This is a genomic window from Clostridium algidicarnis, from assembly GCF_000703125.1.
Lineage (GTDB): Bacteria > Bacillota > Clostridia > Clostridiales > Clostridiaceae > Clostridium_L > Clostridium_L algidicarnis.
Genome location: NZ_JNLN01000001.1, coordinates 1,378,040 through 1,400,694 on the forward strand (window position 1 = coordinate 1,378,040; position 22,655 = coordinate 1,400,694).

Sequence of the window (22,655 nt, forward strand, 5' to 3'; positions counted from 1 at the left end):
CTATTCTTCCATTAATTCATTATATTTAACAACAAAACCTTCAATTAGATTATCTTTAGCGAGTCTATCTAAAGTATTGTTAATAGTTTCTAAAAATTCGCCTGAATCCTTACTAAGTGCTATAGCAGATCCGCCTTCTCCCTCTTCTTCAAGTTTTGGAGTAGATAAAGTCATATCAGAATTTCTTTTTATGTAAGCTTCAGCTACTGGCTTTTCCACAACTATGCCATCTACCTTGTTATTTTTAAGTTCAAGAACTAAGTCTGTAACCTTACCAAGACCTTTAATTTCACTGTTTTTTAATTGGTTATTTGCCATCTTTTCTTGCAAAGAACCCTTTTGAACACCTATCTTTTTACCATTAAAATCTTCTAAAGAATTAAATTTATCCTTATCTTCAGTTCTTATTATTATGTCCTGCAATGCATTATAATATATATTTGAAAAGTCAGCTTTTTTTCTTCTTGTATCATCAGGAGTCATACCCGCCATAACCATGTCCACACTACCTGTATTTAAAGCAGCTAAAAGACCATCAAAATCTATATCCTTTACCTCAAGAGTTACCCCAAGGTCTTTAGCTATTTCTTCTGCTATAGCAATATCAAAACCTACAATAGTATCCTTACCATCTATATTTTTATGAAATTCATAAGGTGGATAATCAGCGCTTGTACCAAGGACAAGCTTTCCAGAAGTCTTAACCTTATCTAAGTGACTTTGATTTGTATTATTATCCTTCTTTCCACAAGCGGATAAGGAAAATCCCATAACTCCGATAATTGCTACAGATAATATTGTTTTTAATACTGTTTTTTTCATTTTAAAATCTCCCCCTAAAATAATTTATCCCATGGCTACCATCATGGTCTAAGAATCACTTGATGTTTTTTAATATTATTTACATAAACATTTAATAAAATTTGTTTACTATCCTGTGGATAAGTAATATGTTTTTAGTATTGTCCACATTTAAATTAAACTAATTTTCATTGTTTGGTTAATTAATTGGCATGTGCATAATTATACAACTAATAGTTATAAATATGCAAGTATATTTATAAAATATTTTTAAATATAAGATTAATTGCACAAAAATTTAACAAAGTATTCCGTTAGGAGATACGTATTAACATGATTATGCACGCTATAATAAGGTATACATTATGTAGTTAGCATTTAAACACGTAATGTATAAGTATGTAATGAAAACTTATAATTTTAATAAGCCTTCTAATTAATGGTATATAGATATAGTTGTAATAAGCGTGCGTAGCAGCTTATTTATATGGAATAAATAAAGCATATTAAGGGAAATTTGTGATAATATGAATATGTTGAATTGTTCTATGTATTATTAATTTATAAGGTTTTAATTATTCTTAGTAGAATATTTTAAGTGGTTAGATTATACGGAGTATATGCTGAAAGTATAAGTATAAAGGTTAGAAAATGTTTTGGGTTAGTACAATACATAAAAAGTGGTCTTAAAACAACTCAGTGCACACTAAAAATAAATTGGAAAAGGGAAATAAGACAAAGTGCTATTGTTAGAGTATTCAATATTAGTATTATAAAAGCAAAATTAAATTATACAGCAATAATTGAGTGACAAAGAAAATTCGGCTTATTAAAGCCTTAAAATAAAATAATTAAGAAATATGATTAACAGTTTATTTCATTATAAAGGAGTGAATAGTATTGAAAGAAACTTGTTGTTCGAAATCTAAAATTATGCTTATTATAGCTATAATTTTAGCAAGCTCTATGGGCGCACAGTTATATTTTGCGTTTAAAGACGGATCAAAAGAGAAGATGATAGTTATTTTAATTGTTTTTATAATTATAGTTATTGCAGTTGTTCTAGGAATAATCCTTTTTATAAAAGATCTAAATAAATAAAAAGATTATTCATTTAAAAGTTAGAAGTTATAAGGCGGGGGATAGGAATATAAAGGTAACATAAGAGAAACAGAGATTATACTATTTAAATAGCTTTAATTAGTTAAGACCAGTATTTCAATCTCAAAAAGGGTTAATTCTAAACTTGATATATAGTAATATATACTGTATAATGTAATTATGGTAAGCGCATGAAATTTATGCCATGGCTACCATCCGTAACACCCTATCCTCTTCAAGGTGGGGATGACGGCTGCTACGCTCTTGGATAAGTTCTTCTAATACTCAGATGGAGAGATGTATTCCTTATAAGCAAACTAAGACAAATTTGTTATAATATGAATATATTAAATTGTTCTATCTATTATTAATTGATAAGGTTTTAATAATTCTTAGTGGAACATTTTTTAAAAATATAAAAGCTTTCATTTAAGAATTTTAAATAAAACTATAAAACAATAAGTGGGGTGATTGTAATAAGTAAGTTCACAAAAAACCGTATTTTATTTGGAATTGCTATGGTGTTTGTTTTTTTAACTAGTAGTTTGGTATTTGATAGCATGGAGGCAATTGGATATAAAGACTCAGATCATAATGTTGCCTTTGCAGCTGAGATAACAAGTGAAAATAAAATAATAAGTGATGAATTTATGGATTTTGATATTAGTTATACTAAACTTCTTGCAGCAAAACCATCATCTGGGGGATTTAAATCTGGTGGTTTTTCTAGTCCAAAATCTAGTGGTGGTGGAATTAAAAGTCCAAGTACACCTAAAGCTCCATCAAAAGCACCATCAAAGGCACCCTCTAGTGGGGTTAAATCTGGAGGATTTTCTAATACAAAAAAAAGTGACGGCAATAGTACTAAAACTCCAGCAAAACCTAAGTCGACATCAAAGGCACCCTCTGGGGGATTTAAATCAGGAGACTTTTCTAGTCCAAAAGAAGGTAGTAGCGATACTAAGAGTAAAAATGATTCAAAGGATAATCCATCAAAGGCAGCTCCTGGTGGATTTAAATCGGGAGGATTCTCAAACACTAAAGAAACTGATAATGCAAAGTCGGATAAAGATAGCAAGAGTAGCTCAGAAAGTAGTAAATATGAAAATTCAAAAAAGAGCTTTATACCAATACCCATTCCTTTTTTTGGAGGGAGAGCTAGGGTAGGAAGTTATGGCGGATCAACATCTTTCATAGGAGGTATGTTTAAATTATTAGTATATATTATATTGATAGTTATAATCATAAATGTTATTAGGAAGTACATTAAAAGGAAAAAATAATTAAAAAAATATGGAGGTAATACAAATGGGAGTATTTTCAAGAGTATCAAATATGTTTAAGGCAAAGGTGAATAACGCATTAGATGAAGCAGAAAATCCAATAGAACTTTTAGATCAAAAAATAAGGGATATGGAAGAAAATTTGAATAAGGCTAAATTAAGCTCAGCGCAGGTTTTAGGAAATGTCCGTGAAACAGAAAAGAAAATGGTGGCAGCTCAAAATGAATCAAAGGATTGGGAAGAAAAAGTAAAGCTTGCTGTTTCTAAAGGAAATGATGATTTAGCTAAAAGGGCACTCGAAAGAAAATTAGATGCAGATAAAAAGTATTTATCTCTTCAAAGTAGCTATACAGAAGCTAGTACTAAAGCTGAATTTCTTAAAAAGAACTTAAAAGAATTAGAAGATGAAATTCAAAAAACTAGGAGTTATAGAGATGAGGCCGCTGCTAGAATAAATAACGCTGAGGCATCAAAACAAGTTAACGAAATACTTGCAAATGTTCAAACTAAAACTAACTCAATCAAAATTGATGATATCGAAAGAAAGATCCAAAAGAAAGAAGCACTTGCTGAAGGACTAGGAGATTTAAAACAAGTAGACAGCTTAGAAAATGAGTTTGAAGCTCTTGGTAATACAACTGATTTAGATGCTGAACTTGCAAAATATAAGAATTAATAATAGGTGATAATATGAGTAAAGATTTAGAATTTTTAAAGTCAGAAAAAGATATTTTGGGAAAGGTTTATGTTGATATAAGCTACGGCATTGATAATGTAGCACCTTTTCTTAATGAAAATACACTTAAAGTAAGAAAGTATTATGGGAAAGTAGATGTATTAAAAAGGTATATAACACTTTTAGAGAGTTCAGAAGCAGAATGCAAGAAAAACGCATCATCTTTTCTTGGAAGGTTTAAAGAGAATAATTCTATTTCCTTAATATCCTCTTATAAAAATGATAATATAGGAGACTTTAATCAATTAAAAAACTACTCAAAGTGTGCCTGTTTGAATTGCCCTAAAGACTGTAACTTTAATAGTTGCAGAGGTTGTAGGGAAAATTCTTTTATAAAGAAATGCGATCATGAAAAGATTAATATGACAGTGCATGATAACTTTATATTAAATTTAACTAATAATAGTACTGGACGTCCTTCAAGCTATAAGGTTCTTGCAACATTACAGGACTGTGAATTTCAAAGACAATATATAATTATTGAAAACATTATAGACAAAGAAGACAAATTTGTTCTCTACTATTATCCTGGAATAAGCGAGGATGACTATGGTGAAATCTCTGATGCAGAGGAATTTGATTTTATAGTTGAAACATTTGGAGTGTAATAAAAAAGGAAATAGCTACAAAAAATATAAACAATCAAAATATATCTTAAACTTAATAAAAGAAGGGTTCTGAAGAATTTGATTTTCAGGGCCCTTTTAAAATTCTTCGCATTAAAATCTAAATACTTGAAATATTTAGATGTATATAATGTGTACTTATTGGTATAATGTTGTAAATGACATTAGATAATAATTAAATAAGAAGTATAAACTATTATAATAAATAACTTTAAAAAGGTAATAGTTTAAGGTTATTAGGTTAGAATTTATTATAGTGAATTATTAAATCATAAATAAAACTTATAAGGGTGATATTATGGATAAATGTAAGAGTTATAAGGTAGTGATTTTGGAAACCAGTGATGTTCATGGTGCAATATTTCCTATTGATTATTCAGATAATACTAGAAAAGAGGTTGGACTTTCAAAAATCGCTACTCTAGTTAAAGAAGAGAGAGAGAAAAAGGAAGACTTAATACTTATAGATAATGGTGATATGCTTCAAGGCACACCGCTAATATATCATTATGCAAATATAGATAGCAAGGGTATTAATCCTTTAATTAAGGTGATGAACATAATGAATTATGATGCTGCAGTTATAGGTAATCATGAATTTAATTATGGTAAGGATTTTTTAAATAATGCTGTAGGGGATTCCAAGTTTCCTTGGCTTAGCTCTAATATTATAGATAAAGATACTAGGAGACCTTATTTCGGAAGACCTTATATAATAAAGGAATTAGAAAACGGTATAAAGGTTGGTATAATAGGCTCAACCACTAAATATATTCCTAACTGGGAAGATAGTAATAATATAAAAGGACTAGATTTTTTAGATGTTATATTTCCATTAAAGACATTTGTAAGTTATTTAAAAAATGTAGAAAAGGTAGATGTGTTAATAGTTAGCTACCATGGTGGTTACGAAAGAAACATTAAAAATGATGAGGTAATCAGTGAAACAGGAGAAAATCAAGCCTATGAGATATGTGAAAATATACCTGAAATAGATGTGCTATTAACGGGCCATCAACATGTATTTATAAATAAAAAGATCATAAATGGTGTGCTTACTGTGTCACCAGGGTATCAAGGTAAAGCTTTAGTAAAGGTAGAAATAACCTTAGAAAATTCTTCGGGAAGTTGGAAAGTTGTAGATAAAGACTCAAAACTTTTAGATACAGAGCAGGTTAAAGAAGACGAAAATATATTAAATCAGGTTAAAGATTATGAAAAGGCCACTCAAAAGTGGCTTGACACTCCAATTGGAAGAGTGGAAGGTGATATGTTCATAAATAACCATTTGGAAACTCGGTTAAAAGATAATGCTTTTGTTGAATTTATAAATAAGGTTCAAATGAAATATGCAAAGGTGGACATTTCAGCAACTTCACTTTTTGACAATAAGGCTAAGGGGTTTAATGACGGGATAACAATGCGAAATGTGGTTTCTAATTATATTTATCCAAACACATTAAAGGTTATAAGAATAAAGGGTGAGGATATAAAAGAGGCTCTAGAAAGAAGCGCTGCATATTTTCAAAAAGGCGTGAAAGATAATACTTATAGTAAAGATAATAATATAGATAGTAAGTATAAAAATATGAAGATACAACCTTATAATTACGATATGTGGGAAGGAATAGACTATAAATTAGACTTATCAAAACCCTTAGGAGAAAGAGTAGTGCTACTAAATTATAAAAATGATAAGTTAGATATGGATAAAGAATATGATGTGGTTATGAATAATTATAGAGCAGGTGGCGGCGGAGACTATGATATGTTCAAAGATAAACCGGTCATAAGAGAGATAAATATAGATATGTCGGAGCTTATAGCAGACTATATAATTAAGAAAAATGTTATAAAAGCTGAGTTCGATGGGAACTGGGAAGTTGTATATCCTAAGGATTATTTTGATGACTAGTTATAATTGATATAAATAAACAAATAGGTAAATAGGTAAATAGGTAAATAGATATAAACAAGTAGGAAAATATAGATAAAAGATAGATATAGATAAATAAAGAAAAAATAAAGGCCCTTACAGCCATGGTATAATTACTTAGCTGTAAGGACCTTTTTTAGAATTTCTTTTAAGCTTTTCCAATCATCTTCATAAGCTATTTTAAAGCTTTCTTTTCTGTTATAAGTTAAGGATGAAGGATGGTACATTGGATATATATATCTTTTAAGTTCCTCGTTAAAGTAAAGTTTTCCGTGACATTCACCTATAGTTTTAAACTTAGTAAGTCTTTTAAGAGGAGTATTGCCTAGAGTTATTATTATTTTAGGGTCTACAAGGGCTATTTCTGCATCTAAAACCTCTCTAAAAAGTTCTACTTCAGAAGGTTTTGGAGTTCTATTACTTATAGTTTCCCTGCCAGTTTTGCCTTGCTTTATCTTTATGGGTCTAAAAAAGCAAGTATTTGTGATTCGTATATCTTCTCTTTTAATGTTTGCAAGGTTTAGATAATTATCTAAGGTTTTCCCTGCCATGCCCACAAAAGGTTTACCTTCAATTATTTCATTTTTACCAGGAGCCTCACCTATAAATAATATATCAGAAGGAATTGGACCGTCTCCACACATATATCCACCTATAGCTTCATCTTTATAGTTTTCAGATATTTGCTTTGCCTTATCTTTTATATCCTCTATGGTAACATTTTTATTGGGGATTTTTATGGGATCTATAGCAATGTTTTTATTCAAAATTTTTATCTCCTTTGTGATATAATATTATAATCTATATTTATAGCATAAATACGTATCTTCATAGAATAATCTAATGAAGATATAAAAAAATTTAAAAGAATAGGGGAAATAATGAAAAAGGTTAGTAAAAAACAGCTTAACTTTGCACTACTTATTGGTTGGATGGTTTTAATATTTTATTTTTCATCTCAAATAGGAGAGGTCTCTAGCGAAAAAAGCAAAATTGTAATATATATATTTAATGTCCTAGGTTTAGATTTAAACACTTACTTTGGAGAGCTTTCAACGCTTATAGTAAGAAAATCAGCACATTTCACAGAATACTTTATATTATTTATTTTAACCTATAATGTGATGAAATATTACTTTGAAAAAGGAAGGTTATTTTTTATATCTTATATAATTACCGTGGCTTACGCTATGACAGATGAGTTCCATCAGCTATTTGTACCAGGAAGAGCTGGGGCATTAAAAGATGTTTTAATAGATAGCACTGGAGGACTGTTTGCTCTTTTAATAGTATTTGTTTTTGTCAAAATAAAAAAAGATGAACCTAGCTAATACTAAGTGAATTACTCCTCGCCTAAGAGGATGGAAGAATTCCGCACAGAGATGTTAAAGTATAGCTGAAAACATCCTTGATACAGCTTCTATAATTTTATAAATTCTTTTAGTGTTTTGGAAATCTTCTAAGGTTAATTTTTTGCTTTTGGAAATATCGTTATAAAACATCATTTCTAGTTCTTCTGTGACATTAGAGTCATATATCATAGCATTAATTTCATAATTTAATTCATAGCTTCTTATATCCATATTAGCAGTACCTAAAGTTGCTATTCTGCCATCTACAGTAGTTACCTTAGCATGTACAAAAGACTTTTCATCATAAAGATATATATGTGCACCACATTTTAAAAGGTCTAGAAGATAAGTTCTTGAAGCGTAGTAAACTACAAGGTGGTCAGCACGACCAGGGAAAAGAATTCTTACATCTATGCCACCAAGAGCAGCTATTCTTAAAGCTTCTAATACACTTTCAGTAGGCACAAAATATGGTGTAGTTATATAAATATGATGTGTAGCCATACTTATCATTTTTACAATACCTTGCATTATAGATGGAAAGGTAGAGTCAGGTCCACTTTTAACAAGTTGCATAACCTTATCACCATGTTTTTCTGGGGTTGGGAAGTAATGCTTAAATTCTAGGTCATAAAAGGAATATTGATTATTCGCTCTTTGGATAGTCATAAAATCATCAAGGAAAACTGCTTGAAGACCTAATACAAAATCCCCTTTAACCATTATATGAGTGTCTCGCCAATATCCAAGCTTACCTTTGCCAAGATACTCATCTCCAATATTAGCCCCACCAATAAATCCAACCTTGCCATCTATTACTACAATCTTACGATGGTTTCTATAATTTATTTGAGTGTTTATACTCCTTAAAATTGGAGCTAAAAAATAAGAATATTGAACTACATCAACTCCTGCATTTTTCAAATCGTTAATGTAACTTTTCTTAATTTTTATGGAGCCAACTCTATCTATTATAAATCTAACAAGTACACCTTCTCTAGATTTTTTAATTAAGATATCTTTGATTTCGTTACCTATATCATCACTTTTAACAATGTAATATTCAAGGTGTATGTGATGAGTTGCTTTTAATAGCTCTTCCTTAAGGGCAGCAAATTTCTCAGTTCCATCAGCAAATATCTTTATATCATTATTAATAAATATAGGTGAATCACTATTATTAGCTAAAAGTTCCATGAGAGGAACATATTCTTGATGTTTATAATCTTTGGTTATTGGATAAATTAGTTCTTTAATATCATCAGTAATAGTTTCATTTAATTTATGCAGTTTCCAATTTCGACCAAGGAAGATGTAAAGAATTAAACCAACGGGAGGAAGCAAGGTAAGAACAAGTAGCCATGCAATGGCCTTTTCTGGTTTCTTTCTCTCTAAAGAGATTATGGTTATGGAGATTATTATATTTATAAAAAGTATAAATGTTGCAATGGTTTGAAAGTTCAAAATGCTACCTCCTTAATGAATCACTTAACCTTTAGTAATATTATGAGCATATTTTACCATTATAAGCATAGAATGTCGACGAAATATAAAATATTTTAGATAAGGATTTATATTTAGAATTTTTAAATCTGTGTTTTTGGCATTATTACTATATTCTAATTCAATATTATAGGTAATGGTACATCAATATTTTGAAAACTTATATTTTCAGTTTATTTCAGAAAAGTATAGCCTTTAGAATCAAGAAAAAATAACACTTGCAAAATCCTAAGATTATTTATAGAATATGTATTAAATATAGTTAGCACCTTTAGGGATTCATAAGGGAATGCATTAAAAGGTTAGCTTTAATAAGGAGGACAAAATGAATAAAGTAAATACTAAAGATGCAAAAAAGAGGGGAAAGTTTCAAAAGTTTCTTGATTGGGTAGAAAAGGCTGGTAATAAAATGCCACACCCTGTAAGTATATTTTTGATTTTATGTATTGCAATTGTTATTATTTCATTTATATGTGCTAAGGCTGGAGTCTCAGTTACATATACAGGTATAGATCCAAAGACTAAAGAGACTAAAGATCTTACAGTAAATGCAATAAGTTTATTATCAGCAGATGGTATAAGATATATGTTTACTAATGCTGTAACTAACTTTACAGGTTTTGCACCACTAGGCACAGTTTTAGTAGCTATGCTAGGTGTTGGTGTAGCTGAAGGAACAGGTCTTATATCAGCTCTTATAAGAAAACTCGTATTAAGTACACCAAAACAACTTATAACTGCTGTTGTAGTTTTTACAGGAATTATGTCAAACGTTGCATCTGATGCAGGTTATGTAGTGCTAGTACCACTTGGTGCTATAATATTTTTAAGCTTTGGAAGACATCCATTAGCTGGACTTGCAGCAGCTTTTGCTGGAGTTTCAGGAGGATTTAGTGCAAATCTTCTCATAGGAACTATAGATCCGCTTCTTGGTGGAATAAGTACTGAAGCCGCTAAAATGGTAGATGCAAGCTATTCAGTAACACCAGTTGCTAATTGGTACTTTATGATAGTATCTACATTCTTAATAACTATTCTTGGAACACTTGTTACAGACAAGATAGTAGAACCAAGACTTGGTGAATACAAAGGAAAACATACTGTAGAAACTGGCGAATTAACTAGTTTAGAATCAAAGGGATTAAAATATGCCGGAATATCTTTAATAATATTTATAGCTATTATTGTAGCTTTAACAGCTCCGTATAATGGCATATTAAGACATCCAGAAACACATAAAATATTAGGACATACTCCTTTTATGGATGGTATAGTACCTATAATATTATTATTCTTCTTGGTGCCGGGAGCATTTTATGGTCTAGGATCAGGAACAGTAAAATCCAGTAAAGATGTTATAAATGGAATGTCAAAGGCTATGTCTTCTATGGGTGGATATATAGTTTTAATATTTGTTGCAGCGCAGTTTGTTGCATACTTTACTTATTCAAAACTTGGAATAATCCTTGCAGTTAAAGGAGCTAATTTCTTAGATTCAACAGGTCTTAAAGGCGCACCTTTAATGATTGCCTTTATATTAGTGGCTGCATTTATAAACTTATTTATGGGGTCAGCTTCAGCTAAATGGGCAATAATGGCACCGATATTCATACCAATGTTTATGAAGATGGGTTACAGCCCAGAGCTTACTCAAGTAGCATACAGAATAGGAGATTCAACTACAAATATAATATCTCCACTTATGTCTTACTTTGCTGTAATAGTAGCCTTTGCTCAAAAGTATGAAGAGGATATGGGAATGGGAACGTTGATTTCTACCATGTTACCTTATTCTATGGTATTTTTAATAGGTTGGTCCATACTACTTATGATATGGACATTGTTTGGATTACCACTAGGGCCGGGAGCGGGATTAAAATATGTTCTTCCATTCTAAAGATATAATACGTTAAATATAGTAAGTTATATAAGATAGGCTTTTCAAGGTTAATACTTGAAGAGCCTATCTAATTATGTATAACAAAGATAATTTAAGAACTCCCTTAAATATGGGATAATATTAGTAGTAAATAAAATTAAAAATATTGACTTGGAGGTACTTTACTATGATTAAAGAACAAAGATTAGTGGAAAGTTTCATGGATTATGTGCAAATTGACAGTGAAACTAAAAATGAAAAAGAGTTCGCAGACTTTATAGCTAAAAAGTTAGAAAATCTAGGATTAGAGGTATATAGAGATAATGCTGGGGAAAAATTAGGATCTAATAGTGGAAACATTATAGCAAAGCTAAAGGAAACTAGAAGCGGAGAGCCTGTTTTATTTAGTTGCCACATGGATACAGTAAGCCCTGGAAAAGGGATAAAGCCTATTATAAAAGATAATATAATATATAGTGATGGTACAACTATCTTAGGTGGAGATGATAAAGCTGGAATTGCTGCTATTATTGAAGCATTAACAGTAATAAAAGAAAATAATTTAGAGCATGGCTCCATTGAATTAGTATTTACTATATTTGAAGAAGGTGGCTTGTTTGGAGCTAAGAATCTTGAGTATAACAAAATATCATCAAAAAGAGCCTTTGTATTAGATAGCGGCGGAGATGTAGGACAAATAGTAATAAAAGGACCAGCACAAGATAAGATAGATGTAAAAATAATAGGTAAACCTGCCCATGCGGGAGTTTGCCCAGAAGAAGGAATAAGCGCTATACAGGTTGCGTCAGAAGCCATTTCTAATATGAAACTATTAAGAATTGATGAAGAAACTACTGCTAATATAGGAACTATAAACGGTGGTAAAGTAACAAACATAGTATGTCCTGAAATAATTATAAACGCAGAGGCAAGAAGTCTAAGCAGTGAAAAGCTAGATGTTCAAACAGCTCATATGGTTCAGTGTTTTGAAAAGGCAGCAAAAAGCTTTGGTGCAAAGGTAGAAATAAAAACTACAAGAGCTTACGGACCTTTTGTTATAGAAGAAGAAGATAAAATTGTAGATCATGCTAAGCTGGCTTGCAAAAATATAGGAGTTAAGTCATTTACAGCAGCTACAGGTGGTGGAAGTGACACTAACATATTAAATGAAAATGGAATTAAAGCTATAAACCTTGGTATAGGAGAAAGAAAAGCACATACATTAGAAGAACACATGAAGATAGAAGACTTAGTAAATGCTTCAAAGCTTGTTTTAGAAATTATAAAACTTGCTTAATGAAAGGCCATTATATATTGTTGGATTTTAGGTTATAATATAGGAAGAGGGCATAGTTTTATTATTATAAAAAAAGGAGGCGAATCATAGATTAAAGATGTGTAATATTATTAAGATATTCAACATTTTTAAAGGATCTATGGTAAAAGATATGGGAAAAAAGAAAAATGGTGGCTTATTTGGTACTATGATGATATTAGGAACTGCAACAGCAGCGGCAGCCGTAGCATATAAATTAAAACAAAGCACAAAAGAAGACATAGCTAATAATTTTGATGAATATATGGATAATGCTACAAAGTCTGATAACAAAGAGCCTAAAGGATTTAATATAAAGGATATTATTGGTAGAGTTAGACAAAATATAAAAGATGAGGTCTCAAAACAAGATGAAAGTTTTAATGACAAACCTTACAAAACAACTATGATGTATAGAAAAAATAGAGTTTACAATAAACCTGTAAAGGGAATAAGAGGACAAAAAAGTATATAGATATATATATCCAAAGTGAATTATTCTGATTGATATTTAATAGTCATGCTAGATAAAATTTATAATCTGGATAAACTTACTACATTAATAGTGTTGCATAAGAATAATCATCTTTAGATGGTAAGTAGTTTACACTTTAAAGATATAAGAACACTTAAAACTCATTTAATTATTGCTATTTCAATAATTAAATGGGTTTTATCTATTAGTGTAGTGATTTTGAAGTTGCTAGGGTATAAAAATATAAGTATAATTATGGTTAAAGTGAATTAGGAGGGATTGTTGGGGTTTACTTTAGGAATATATTGGGAACAAATTAAGATAAAATTACTTGTTTTCAAATATAGAGTTGATATTACAAGAAAAACACTACCTAGTGTATCAACTTAAGGAATAAGGCGAAATTAATAGTAAATAGATGAAATGAGAGTTTAATCTGGTTAAATTAGATATAATGGTTACTGTAGTAAGATAATATAATGTTATTATAAATGAGCACTCGAGAGAGACGCACAAGATTCATCAAAAGTTGACTACAATGTATAAGAAGATTTAAAATTCTAAAAAACTTGTTGACAACTAAGAAAACAGATGATATACTTACAAAGTACTTCAACATATAAGTACATTGATCTTTGAAAATTGAACAGAAAAGATATATAAAGACCAGCAATTCTTTTGAATTATGTAATTGAGTAGATTAAACTTACTTAGAGAATTCAGATTCAGATATTCTGAAAATGGAAACTCACTCAGCAAAGCTGAGAAGTAAAAGTCTATACCAAATCCTAGATTTGGGATATACTTTTAAATTGAGAGTTTGATCCTGGCTCAGGACGAACGCTGGCGGCGTGCTTAACACATGCAAGTCGAGCGAAGTTATTCCTTCGGGAATAACTTAGCGGCGGACGGGTGAGTAACACGTGGGTAACCTGCCTCATAGAGGGGGATAGCCTTCCGAAAGGAAGATTAATACCCCATAACATAGCATTATCGCATGATAAAGTTATTAAAGGAGTAATCCGCTATGAGATGGACCCGCGGCGCATTAGCTAGTTGGTGAGGTAACGGCTCACCAAGGCCACGATGCGTAGCCGACCTGAGAGGGTGATCGGCCACATTGGGACTGAGACACGGCCCAGACTCCTACGGGAGGCAGCAGTGGGGAATATTGCACAATGGGCGAAAGCCTGATGCAGCAACGCCGCGTGAGTGATGAAGGCCTTCGGGTCGTAAAGCTCTGTCTTCGGGGACGATAATGACGGTACCCGAGGAGGAAGCCACGGCTAACTACGTGCCAGCAGCCGCGGTAATACGTAGGTGGCAAGCGTTGTCCGGATTTACTGGGCGTAAAGGGAGCGTAGGCGGATACTTAAGTGGGATGTGAAATACCCGGGCTCAACCCGGGTGCTGCATTCCAAACTGGGTATCTAGAGTGTGGGAGAGGAAAGTGGAATTCCTAGTGTAGCGGTGAAATGCGTAGAGATTAGGAAGAACACCAGTGGCGAAGGCGACTTTCTGGACCATAACTGACGCTGAGGCTCGAAAGCGTGGGGAGCAAACAGGATTAGATACCCTGGTAGTCCACGCCGTAAACGATGGATACTAGGTGTGGGGGATACCAATCCTCCGTGCCGTCGTTAACACACTAAGTATCCCGCCTGGGGAGTACGATCGCAAGATTAAAACTCAAAGGAATTGACGGGGGCCCGCACAAGCAGCGGAGCATGTGGTTTAATTCGAAGCAACGCGAAGAACCTTACCTAGACTTGACATCTCCTGAATTACCTGTAATTAGGGAAGCCCTTCGGGGCAGGAAGACAGGTGGTGCATGGTTGTCGTCAGCTCGTGTCGTGAGATGTTGGGTTAAGTCCCGCAACGAGCGCAACCCTTATTGTTAGTTGCTACCATTTAGTTGAGCACTCTAGCGAGACTGCCTGGGTTAACCAGGAGGAAGGTGGGGATGACGTCAAATCATCATGCCCCTTATGTCTAGGGCTACACACGTGCTACAATGGCGAGTACAACGAGACGCAATACCGCGAGGTGGAGCAAAACTCAAAAAACTCGTCCCAGTTCGGATTGTAGGCTGAAACTCGCCTACATGAAGCCGGAGTTGCTAGTAATCGCGAATCAGAATGTCGCGGTGAATACGTTCCCGGGCCTTGTACACACCGCCCGTCACACCATGAGAGTTGGCAATACCCGAAGTCCGTGCGCTAACGCGTAAGCGAGGCAGCGGCCGAAGGTAGGGTCAGCGATTGGGGTGAAGTCGTAACAAGGTAGCCGTAGGAGAACCTGCGGCTGGATCACCTCCTTTCTATGGAGAACTGTATTAAGATTATAGCTCGTCTATAACTCTTAGTACTAGCTGGAATTTATCTTTCTGTTCAATTTTGAAAGATCAAGTATCTTTCATGAATTAAGTCTTAGTTTAAGATTTAATGAAACATCTCCTAACGGAGATGAAAGCGAAAATGAGCTTCTCATTACATGAGAAGTAGCCGACCATCTCAAAATCGTAGATTTTGGATGTCTGGCCATGTTCTTTGAAAACTGCATATGGTTTAAAAGCAAAGTAAAACTTTAAAAAGAAAAATCTTTTGTAAGATTGAAATGATAACTCATTGATTATTTATTATGTTTTAATTGTATTTTAATATGATTAAACTTTAAAAAACTCTCTGAGTGAAGTTAGAATCTAGCAATACGAGGAAGCAACGAAGGAGGAGCGGAGTTTACCTATGGTAAATGAGCACCAGACTGAGGCAGCTGACGAAGTAGTGCGACGATTATAACGAACGAAGGTCAAGCTACAAAGGGCACATGGCGAATGCCTTGGCATCAAGAGCCGACGAAGGACGCGATAAGCTGCGATAAGCTTCGGGTAGCCGCAAATAGGCTGTGAACCGAAGATTTCCGAATGAGGAAACTCACATGGGTAAACCCCATGTATTGTATACTGAATAAATAGGTATATAAGGGTACACCCAGGGAACTGAAACATCTAAGTACCTGGAGGAAGAGAAAGAAATTCGATTTCCTAAGTAGCGGCGAGCGAAAGGGAAAGAGCCCAAACCAGAAATTTATTTCTGGGGTTGCGGACAGATCATTAAAATGGTGGTTATTTTAGCCGAATACAACTGGAAAGTTGAGCCACAGCGTGTAATAGCCACGTAGGCGAAAGAATAAAACCAAAGATCTGATCCAGAGTACCACGAGACACGTGAAACCTTGTGGGAAGCAGGGAGGACCACCTCCCAAGGCTAAATACTACTTGATGACCGATAGTGAAGAAGTACCGTGAGGGAAAGGTGAAAAGAACCCCGGAAGGGGAGTGAAATAGAACCTGAAACCGTGTGCCTACAACCGGTCAAAGCACCTTATGTGTGTGATGACGTGCTTTTTGTAGAACGAGCCAACGAGTTACGATATGTAGCGAGGTTAAGTACTTAAGGTACGGAGCCGAAGGGAAACCGAGTCTTAATAGGGCAAATAGTTGCATGTCGTAGACCCGAAACCGGGTGACCTATCCATGGCCAGGTTGAAGCAGAAGTAAAATTCTGTGGAGGACCGAACCAAATTGGTGTTGAAAAACCATGGGATGAGCTGTGGATAGCGGAGAAATTCCAATCGAACCCGGAGATAGCTGGTTCTCCTCGAAATAGCTTTAGGGCTAGCGTCGGATATGAGTAGTGGAGGTAGAGCACTGAATGGGCTAGGGGCCGTATAGGTTACCAAACTCTATCAAACTCCGAATGCCACATACTATTAGTCCGGCAGTCAGACTGCGAGTGATAAGGCCCGTAGTCAAAAGGGAAACAGCCCAGACCATCAGCTAAGGTCCCAAAGTATAGATTAAGTGGAAAAGGATGTGGGATTTCAAAGACAACTAGGATGTTGGCTTAGAAGCAGCCACTCATTAAAAGAGTGCGTAATAGCTCACTAGTCGAGAGATCCCGCGCCGAAGATGTTCGGGGCTAAAATCTATCACCGAAGCTATGGGTGTACATTTATGTACGCGGTAGAGGAGCGTCCTGTACTGGCTGAAGTCGTACCGAAAGGAGCGGTGGACGGTACAGGAGTGAGAATGTTGGCATAAGTAGCGAGAACTAGGTGAGAATCCTAGTGGTCGAAAATCTAAGGTTTCCTGGGGAAGGTTCGTCCGCCCAGGGTTAGTCGGGACCTAAGCCGAGGCCGAAAGGCGTAGGCGATGGACAATCGGTTGATATTCCGATACCACTATGTAGCGTTATTACCAATGGGGTGACGCAGGAGGATAAGATGTGCTAGCTATTGGATGCTAGTCTAAGCACTTAGGGAGTCTGGATAGGAAAATCCGTTCAGACAATTCTGAGGTGTGATGGGGAAGGTCATTTTGACCGAAGTATCTGATTCCACGCTGCCAAGAAAAGCCTCTAGGGAGCAAAATAGTGCCCGTACCGCAAACCGACACAGGTAGATGAGGAGAGAATCCTAAGACCATCGGAAGAATTGCAGTTAAGGAACTCGGCAAATTGACCCCGTAACTTCGGGAGAAGGGGTGCCTACGCAAGTAGGCCGCAGAGAATAGGCCCAAGCAACTGTTTAGCAAAAACACAGGTCTCTGCTAAAGCGAAAGCTGAAGTATAGGGGCTGACGCCTGCCCGGTGCTGGAAGGTTAAGGGGAATGCTTAGCGTAAGCGAAGGTATGAACTTAAGCCCCAGTAAACGGCGGCCGTAACTATAACGGTCCTAAGGTAGCGAAATTCCTTGTCAGGTAAGTTCTGACCCGCACGAATGGCGTAATGACTTGGGCACTGTCTCAACTGCAAATCCGGCGAAATTGTAGTGCCAGTGAAGATGCTGGCTACCCGCGATTGGACGGAAAGACCCCGTAGAGCTTTACTGTAGCTTAGCATTGAATTTCGGTATTGTCTGTACAGGATAGGTGGGAGACTGAGAAACTGGGGCGTCAGCTTCAGTGGAGTCACCCTTGGGATACCACCCTGACAGTACTGAGGTTCTAACGGATACCCATGAAACTGGGTGCCGGACATTGTTAGGTGGGCAGTTTGACTGGGGCGGTCGCCTCCTAAAAAGTAACGGAGGCGCCCAAAGGTTCCCTCAGAACGGTCGGAAATCGTTCGAAGAGTGCAAAGGCAGAAGGGAGCCTGACTGCGACACCTACAAGTGGAGCAGGGACGAAAGTCGGGCTTAGTGATCCGGTGGTACCTCGTGGGAGGGCCATCGCTCAACGGATAAAAGCTACCTCGGGGATAACAGGCTGATCTCCCCCAAGAGTCCACATCGACGGGGAGGTTTGGCACCTCGATGTCGGCTCGTCGCATCCTGGGGCTGAAGTAGGTCCCAAGGGTTGGGCTGTTCGCCCATTAAAGCGGCACGCGAGCTGGGTTCAGAACGTCGTGAGACAGTTCGGTCCCTATCCGTCGCGGGCGTAGGAAATTTGAGAGGAGCTGTCCCTAGTACGAGAGGACCGGGATGGACTGACCTCTGGTGTACCAGTTGTCACGCCAGTGGCATTGCTGGGTAGCTATGTCGGGACGGGATAAACGCTGAAAGCATCTAAGCGTGAAGCCCACCTCAAGATTAGATTTCCCATAGCGTAAGCTAGTAAGACCCCTTGAAGAACACGAGGTTGATAGGTCAGAGGTGTAAGTGCAGTAATGTATTAAGCTGACTGATACTAATAGGTCGAGGGCTTGACCAAATTATTTTAAACCATATGCAGTTTTGAAAGAACAAAATCTTTCAAAGATCCGGTGATTATGGCTTAGTGGTAACACCCCTTCCCATTCCGAACAGGATGGTTAAGCACTAAAGCGCTGATGGTACTACAAGGGAGGCCTTGTGGGAGAGTAAGTCGTCGCCGGGTATATCCTTCGGGATTACAATAATTAATGTTCCGTGATAGCTCAACGGTGGAGCACTCGGCTGTTAACCGATAGGTTGGAGGTTCGAATCCTCTTCACGGAGCCAATTATATTTAGAATAGTAAATTGATATTAAAAGGATAAATGTTTAAATACATTTATCCTTTATTTTTTTATAAAAATATAATTAAGACTTAAGTATCATATAATGTTAGAATATTTATAATATTTTGTATTTTAAAAAGGGTTAGAAGTACTTTGTATAGAATAATAATGTAAGAGAAGCATTTATAATATGATTCAAACTAAATTAGGGGGTCGTGCTGATGAAAGAGTATAAAACTAAGAATTTAAGGAATGTTGGAATAATAGGACATAGTGGTTCTGGAAAAACTACACTAGCTGAAGCGCTTCTATATTATACTAAAACTACAGATAGAATGGGAAAGATAGAAGAAGGAAATACTATAAGTGACTTCGATTCAGAAGAAAAGAAAAGAAAAATATCTATCTCATCTTCAATACTACCTTTTCAATGGGAAGATACAAAGGTTAATTTAATTGATATACCAGGATACTTTGATTTTGTTGGAGAATCTATTCAAGGTATGAGAGCTGTTGATGTGGCTATGATAGTAACATCAGGGGTTTCAGGAATACAGGTGGGTACAGAAAAAGCGTGGAATTATGTTAATAAAATTAAACTTCCAAGAACCTTTTTTATAAATAAATTAGATAGAGAAAATAGCAATTTTGAAAGAGTTTTGAAAAGTTTAAAGGATGAGTTTGGAATTTCAGTAGTTCCAATACAATATCCAATAGGAAACGAAGATAATTTTAAAGGCGTGGTAAATGTAATATCTAGAAGGGCCAGAATATTTAATAAAGAGACTAATGAAATGGAAATATCAGAAGTTCCAGAAGAATTAGTGGGCAAAGTAGATGAATGTAAAAAGATGATAATGGAAGCTGTAGCTGAAACTGATGAAGTTTTGCTTGATAAATACTTTAATGAAGGTTCATTAAGTGATGAAGAAATATATAAAGGACTTATAAAGGGTTGTGCTGATGGAGAAATAACACCTGTTATGTGTGGAAGTGCACTTAAAAATATGGGCATGAGTACTTTGCTCGAAGATATAGTAGAATGTTTCCCATCTCCAGAATATGCAATACCTCAAAAAGCTAAAGATGTAAATTTAGATAAAGAAATATTTATAAAATTAAATGAAAATGATCCATTTTCAGCCATGGTATTTAAGACAGTGGCAGACCCATTTGTTGGTAAGTTATCTTTGTTTAGAGTCATAACCGGAAAGGTTAAGCAAGATACTACAGTATGGAATAGTAATAAAGAAAAATCAGAAAAACTAGGTTCTTTATATTTTATGAGAGGTAAAAATCAAGTTGCAGCAAAGGAAATAATAGCAGGGGACATAGGTGCTGTATCAAAACTTCAATTTACTAATACAGGAGATACCCTCTGTGATCAATCATTTAAAATAATCTATGATAAGTTTAACTTTCCAAAGCCTGTAATATCTATGGCTGTACTTCCAAAGGCTAAGGGAGATGAAGAAAAGATATCTTCAGGACTTACAAAGTTATTGGAAGAAGACCCTACATTCACTATAAAAAGAGATACGGAAAATGCTGAAACCATAGTATCAGGAGTTGGTGAGACTCACTTAGAAATTATAATAAGTAAGCTTAAAAATAAATTTGGAGCAGAAGTTATATTAAGAGAACCTAAGATAGCCTATAGGGAAACAATTAAAGGAAAATCAGATGTTCAAGGTAAACATAAAAAACAATCTGGAGGTCATGGACAATATGGTGACGTTAAAATAAGGTTCGAATCCAATAATGATGAAGACTTTAAATTTGTAGACCAGGTTGTAGGAGGATCTGTTCCTCGTAATTTCATACCAGCAGTAGAAAAAGGATTAAGAGAATGTTTAAATAAAGGCGTACTTGCAGGATATCCAGTTATAAAGTTGCAAGCTACATTATATGATGGTTCATATCACCCCGTAGACTCCTCAGAAATGGCATTTAAAATTGCAGCCGCCATGGCATATAAAAAAGGTCTAGAAAAAGCAAATCCTATTTTGCTTGAGCCTATAGTTTATGTTGAAGTCATGGTTCCAGATGAATATATGGGAGATATCATCGCAGATTTAAATAAAAAAAGAGGACGAGTTTTAGGTATGGAGTCAGAAGGAGGACTTCAAAAGATTATGGCTGAAGTTCCTGAATCAGAAATGCTTAAATATGCTACAGATTTGAGATCTATGACCCAGGCAAAGGGAGATTTTATTATGAAATTTGAAAGATATGAGGAAGTTCCAGAATTAGAGGCAACAAAGGTTATAGAAAAATCAAAAGAAGTAAAGGAATAATAATTGTAAATATTAAGTCTTAGTTGAAATGTGAATTTGGATTTGTATTTAAAAACAATACTTTAATAAGAAAAGATAACTAAAAAGGTTGCATAAATAAAAGAAGCTGTGTTCATATGAACACAGCTTCTTTTATTTATATTAATAATTTTGACAATATAATTCGAAGTATTCTTGTGGGTGATCACAAGATGGGCAGACTTTAGGTGCTTCTTGTGATTCTATTATAAATCCACAATTAATGCACTTCCAGAATGTTTTTTCTTCTCTCTTAAATACCTTATTTGTCTCTATATTTTCTAACAATTTTCTATATCTCTTTTCATGTTCTGCTTCAACTTTTGCTATGTTTCTAAAGACTCTAGCTATTTCCTTAAAGCCTTCTTCATCAGCTACATTAGCAAATGAAGGATAAAGATCTGACCATTCTTCATTTTCACCTTCAGCTGCAGATAAAAGGTTTTCTTTAGTATTTCCTAGCATAACAGGATAACCAGCCCCATTTATTACGACTTGGTCGCCCTTTAAAGTTTCATTTAAGAATTTAAAGAATCTTTTAGCATGTTCTTTTTCATTTCTAGCAGTTTCAGCAAAGATCTCTGATATTTGTACATATCCTTCTTTTTTTGCTGTAGAAGAATAATAGTCATATCTAGTCCTAGCTTGACATTCACCAGCAAAAGCTTTTAATAAGTTTTCAGCTGTTTTAGTTCCTTTTAATGAATTCATATTAAATGACCTCCTGTATATTAAAATTTATATAAGTTCTGTATAACAAAAAGTTACGCAGAGAGTATACACCATATAACTTAAAAGTTAAGTAATGCTTAATCAATACATAGTGTATCTACATTATATATTATGTGTAAATATAAATCTATTTAACCTTCAGACTTAATTGTAAATTATAAGCGAATAAAAATGTTAATCATGGACAAATTAAAGATATCAAATAAATTTGTTATATAATAAATTACGTGATAATAAAATTATATCCATGTCAAAAGTATATCATAATGAAAAAAGATTAACAAACCAAATAGAAGATTCTTTAAGGTATTTTAACATATCGTATTTAAAAGGCAAAGATTAAGTAAAATATGAAAAGAGGGTGAGTATTTTATGTCAGATTATAAGTTAGATATATCAGGATATTTAGGCTTAAATGAATATAGCAACATAAATGATTATATGGACATTGTGGAAATCAGTGATAAATTCACTATTTCATTAGAAGAAAACAATAAAAGTGAAACAGGAATAATATGTGCAATGCTAAAAGAAAAAGGATTTAATATAAATAAAAGCGAAATAAGAGATGATAATAAGGTATATATCTTTGCAAATAAAATAAAGAATTAATATAATATAAA

General features: G+C 34.3%; 16 protein-coding genes, 1 tRNA gene and 3 rRNA genes. 16 read left to right on the forward strand and 4 right to left on the reverse strand.

From position 1 onward, the window contains the following. Complete coding sequence (locus BV55_RS0106820) at window positions 1-822, reverse strand: transporter substrate-binding domain-containing protein (RefSeq protein ID WP_029452077.1); 822 nt, start codon at window positions 820-822, stop codon at window positions 1-3. 577 nt (window positions 823-1,399) lie between these two features. Here BV55_RS0106820 and BV55_RS15755 point away from each other — a divergent pair. The 6 genes from BV55_RS15755 (at window position 1,400) to BV55_RS0106850 (ending at window position 6,462) form a co-directional block, all read left to right on the forward strand. Then, window positions 1,400-1,612 carry a hypothetical protein gene (locus tag BV55_RS15755; protein ID WP_029452079.1) on the forward strand — a complete coding sequence of 71 codons (213 nt, stop codon included), beginning with the start codon at window positions 1,400-1,402 and terminating at the stop codon, window positions 1,610-1,612. 89 nt (window positions 1,613-1,701) lie between these two features. Beyond that, window positions 1,702-1,902 (forward strand): hypothetical protein, encoded by a 201-nt coding sequence (locus BV55_RS0106830; RefSeq protein WP_029452080.1) that lies wholly within the window; start codon window positions 1,702-1,704, stop codon window positions 1,900-1,902. A gap of 518 nt (window positions 1,903-2,420) precedes the next feature. Continuing rightward, window positions 2,421-3,185, forward strand: coding sequence for a hypothetical protein (locus BV55_RS0106835; protein ID WP_198023201.1), 765 nt, complete (start codon window positions 2,421-2,423; stop codon window positions 3,183-3,185). Window positions 3,186-3,210: 25 nt separating this feature from the next. Beyond that, window positions 3,211-3,861 (forward strand): PspA/IM30 family protein, encoded by a 651-nt coding sequence (locus tag BV55_RS0106840; protein ID WP_029452082.1) that lies wholly within the window; start codon window positions 3,211-3,213, stop codon window positions 3,859-3,861. Between the two features lie 14 nt (window positions 3,862-3,875). After that, complete coding sequence (locus tag BV55_RS0106845) at window positions 3,876-4,529, forward strand: hypothetical protein (protein WP_029452083.1); 654 nt, start codon at window positions 3,876-3,878, stop codon at window positions 4,527-4,529. A 316-nt stretch (window positions 4,530-4,845) separates the two neighbouring features. After that, window positions 4,846-6,462, forward strand: a complete 1,617-nt coding sequence (locus BV55_RS0106850) for a bifunctional metallophosphatase/5'-nucleotidase (RefSeq protein ID WP_029452084.1) — start codon at window positions 4,846-4,848, stop codon at window positions 6,460-6,462. Between the two features lie 134 nt (window positions 6,463-6,596). On the opposite strand, the gene BV55_RS0106855 is transcribed toward BV55_RS0106850, so the two are convergent. Then, a complete protein-coding gene (locus BV55_RS0106855) occupies window positions 6,597-7,196 on the reverse strand; it encodes a uracil-DNA glycosylase (protein WP_035794624.1) in 600 nt (199 codons plus the stop codon). Between the two features lie 168 nt (window positions 7,197-7,364). Here BV55_RS0106855 and BV55_RS0106860 point away from each other — a divergent pair, with 168 nt between their 5' ends. Continuing rightward, window positions 7,365-7,814, forward strand: coding sequence for a VanZ family protein (locus tag BV55_RS0106860; RefSeq protein ID WP_029452087.1), 450 nt, complete (start codon window positions 7,365-7,367; stop codon window positions 7,812-7,814). Window positions 7,815-7,868: 54 nt separating this feature from the next. Here the strand turns inward: BV55_RS0106860 and cls are convergent, their stop codons facing one another. Next, entirely contained in the window at window positions 7,869-9,299 is a 1,431-nt protein-coding gene (gene cls, locus BV55_RS0106865) for a cardiolipin synthase (RefSeq protein WP_029452088.1), read from the reverse strand. A 364-nt stretch (window positions 9,300-9,663) separates the two neighbouring features. Here cls and BV55_RS0106870 point away from each other — a divergent pair, with 364 nt between their 5' ends. The 8 genes from BV55_RS0106870 to fusA all read left to right on the forward strand — a co-directional run bounded on the left by BV55_RS0106870 (window position 9,664) and on the right by fusA (window position 21,282). Next, complete coding sequence (locus BV55_RS0106870; RefSeq protein ID WP_029452089.1) at window positions 9,664-11,235, forward strand: AbgT family transporter; 1,572 nt, start codon at window positions 9,664-9,666, stop codon at window positions 11,233-11,235. 169 nt (window positions 11,236-11,404) lie between these two features. Next, complete coding sequence (locus tag BV55_RS0106875; protein WP_029452092.1) at window positions 11,405-12,514, forward strand: M20/M25/M40 family metallo-hydrolase; 1,110 nt, start codon at window positions 11,405-11,407, stop codon at window positions 12,512-12,514. A gap of 97 nt (window positions 12,515-12,611) precedes the next feature. Beyond that, complete coding sequence (locus BV55_RS0106880) at window positions 12,612-13,007, forward strand: hypothetical protein (RefSeq protein ID WP_029452093.1); 396 nt, start codon at window positions 12,612-12,614, stop codon at window positions 13,005-13,007. A gap of 808 nt (window positions 13,008-13,815) precedes the next feature. After that, window positions 13,816-15,327, forward strand: a 16S ribosomal RNA gene (locus BV55_RS0106890). Window positions 15,328-15,813: 486 nt separating this feature from the next. Further along, a 23S ribosomal RNA gene (locus tag BV55_RS0106895) occupies window positions 15,814-18,717 on the forward strand. A 48-nt stretch (window positions 18,718-18,765) separates the two neighbouring features. After that, window positions 18,766-18,882 (forward strand): 5S ribosomal RNA (gene rrf / locus BV55_RS0106900). Together the 16S, 23S and 5S rRNA genes with 1 tRNA gene alongside form the textbook arrangement of a ribosomal RNA operon. Window positions 18,883-18,911: 29 nt before the next feature. Continuing rightward, window positions 18,912-18,986: transfer RNA gene (locus BV55_RS0106905), tRNA-Asn, on the forward strand. 220 nt (window positions 18,987-19,206) lie between these two features. After that, the gene (gene fusA, locus BV55_RS0106910; RefSeq protein ID WP_029452094.1) at window positions 19,207-21,282 is read left to right on the forward strand and encodes an elongation factor G; all 2,076 of its coding nucleotides are present in this window, start codon (window positions 19,207-19,209) and stop codon (window positions 21,280-21,282) included. 141 nt (window positions 21,283-21,423) lie between these two features. Here fusA and rbr read toward each other — a convergent pair whose 3' ends face one another. Beyond that, on the reverse strand, window positions 21,424-22,011 hold the full coding sequence (gene rbr / locus BV55_RS0106915) for a rubrerythrin (protein WP_029452095.1): 588 nt from the start codon (window positions 22,009-22,011) through the stop codon (window positions 21,424-21,426). A 393-nt stretch (window positions 22,012-22,404) separates the two neighbouring features. Here rbr and BV55_RS0106920 point away from each other — a divergent pair, with 393 nt between their 5' ends. After that, on the forward strand, window positions 22,405-22,644 hold the full coding sequence (locus BV55_RS0106920) for a hypothetical protein (RefSeq protein WP_029452096.1): 240 nt from the start codon (window positions 22,405-22,407) through the stop codon (window positions 22,642-22,644). Window positions 22,645-22,655 lie beyond the last annotated feature (11 nt).

Coding starts and splice junctions, on each gene's coding strand:
- BV55_RS0106835 (WP_198023201.1), top strand. CDS start 2,421: ATGGTGTTTGTTTTTTTAACTAGTAGTTTGGTATTTGATAGCATGGAG.
- BV55_RS0106850 (WP_029452084.1), top strand. CDS start 4,846: ATGGATAAATGTAAGAGTTATAAGGTAGTGATTTTGGAAACCAGTGAT.
- BV55_RS0106880 (WP_029452093.1), top strand. CDS start 12,612: ATGTGTAATATTATTAAGATATTCAACATTTTTAAAGGATCTATGGTA.
- BV55_RS0106840 (WP_029452082.1), top strand. CDS start 3,211: ATGGGAGTATTTTCAAGAGTATCAAATATGTTTAAGGCAAAGGTGAAT.
- fusA (WP_029452094.1), top strand. CDS start 19,207: ATGAAAGAGTATAAAACTAAGAATTTAAGGAATGTTGGAATAATAGGA.
- BV55_RS0106820 (WP_029452077.1), bottom strand. CDS start 822: ATGAAAAAAACAGTATTAAAAACAATATTATCTGTAGCAATTATCGGA.
- BV55_RS0106860 (WP_029452087.1), top strand. CDS start 7,365: ATGAAAAAGGTTAGTAAAAAACAGCTTAACTTTGCACTACTTATTGGT.
- BV55_RS0106870 (WP_029452089.1), top strand. CDS start 9,664: ATGAATAAAGTAAATACTAAAGATGCAAAAAAGAGGGGAAAGTTTCAA.
- BV55_RS0106875 (WP_029452092.1), top strand. CDS start 11,405: ATGATTAAAGAACAAAGATTAGTGGAAAGTTTCATGGATTATGTGCAA.
- BV55_RS0106845 (WP_029452083.1), top strand. CDS start 3,876: ATGAGTAAAGATTTAGAATTTTTAAAGTCAGAAAAAGATATTTTGGGA.
- rbr (WP_029452095.1), bottom strand. CDS start 22,011: ATGAATTCATTAAAAGGAACTAAAACAGCTGAAAACTTATTAAAAGCT.
- BV55_RS0106920 (WP_029452096.1), top strand. CDS start 22,405: ATGTCAGATTATAAGTTAGATATATCAGGATATTTAGGCTTAAATGAA.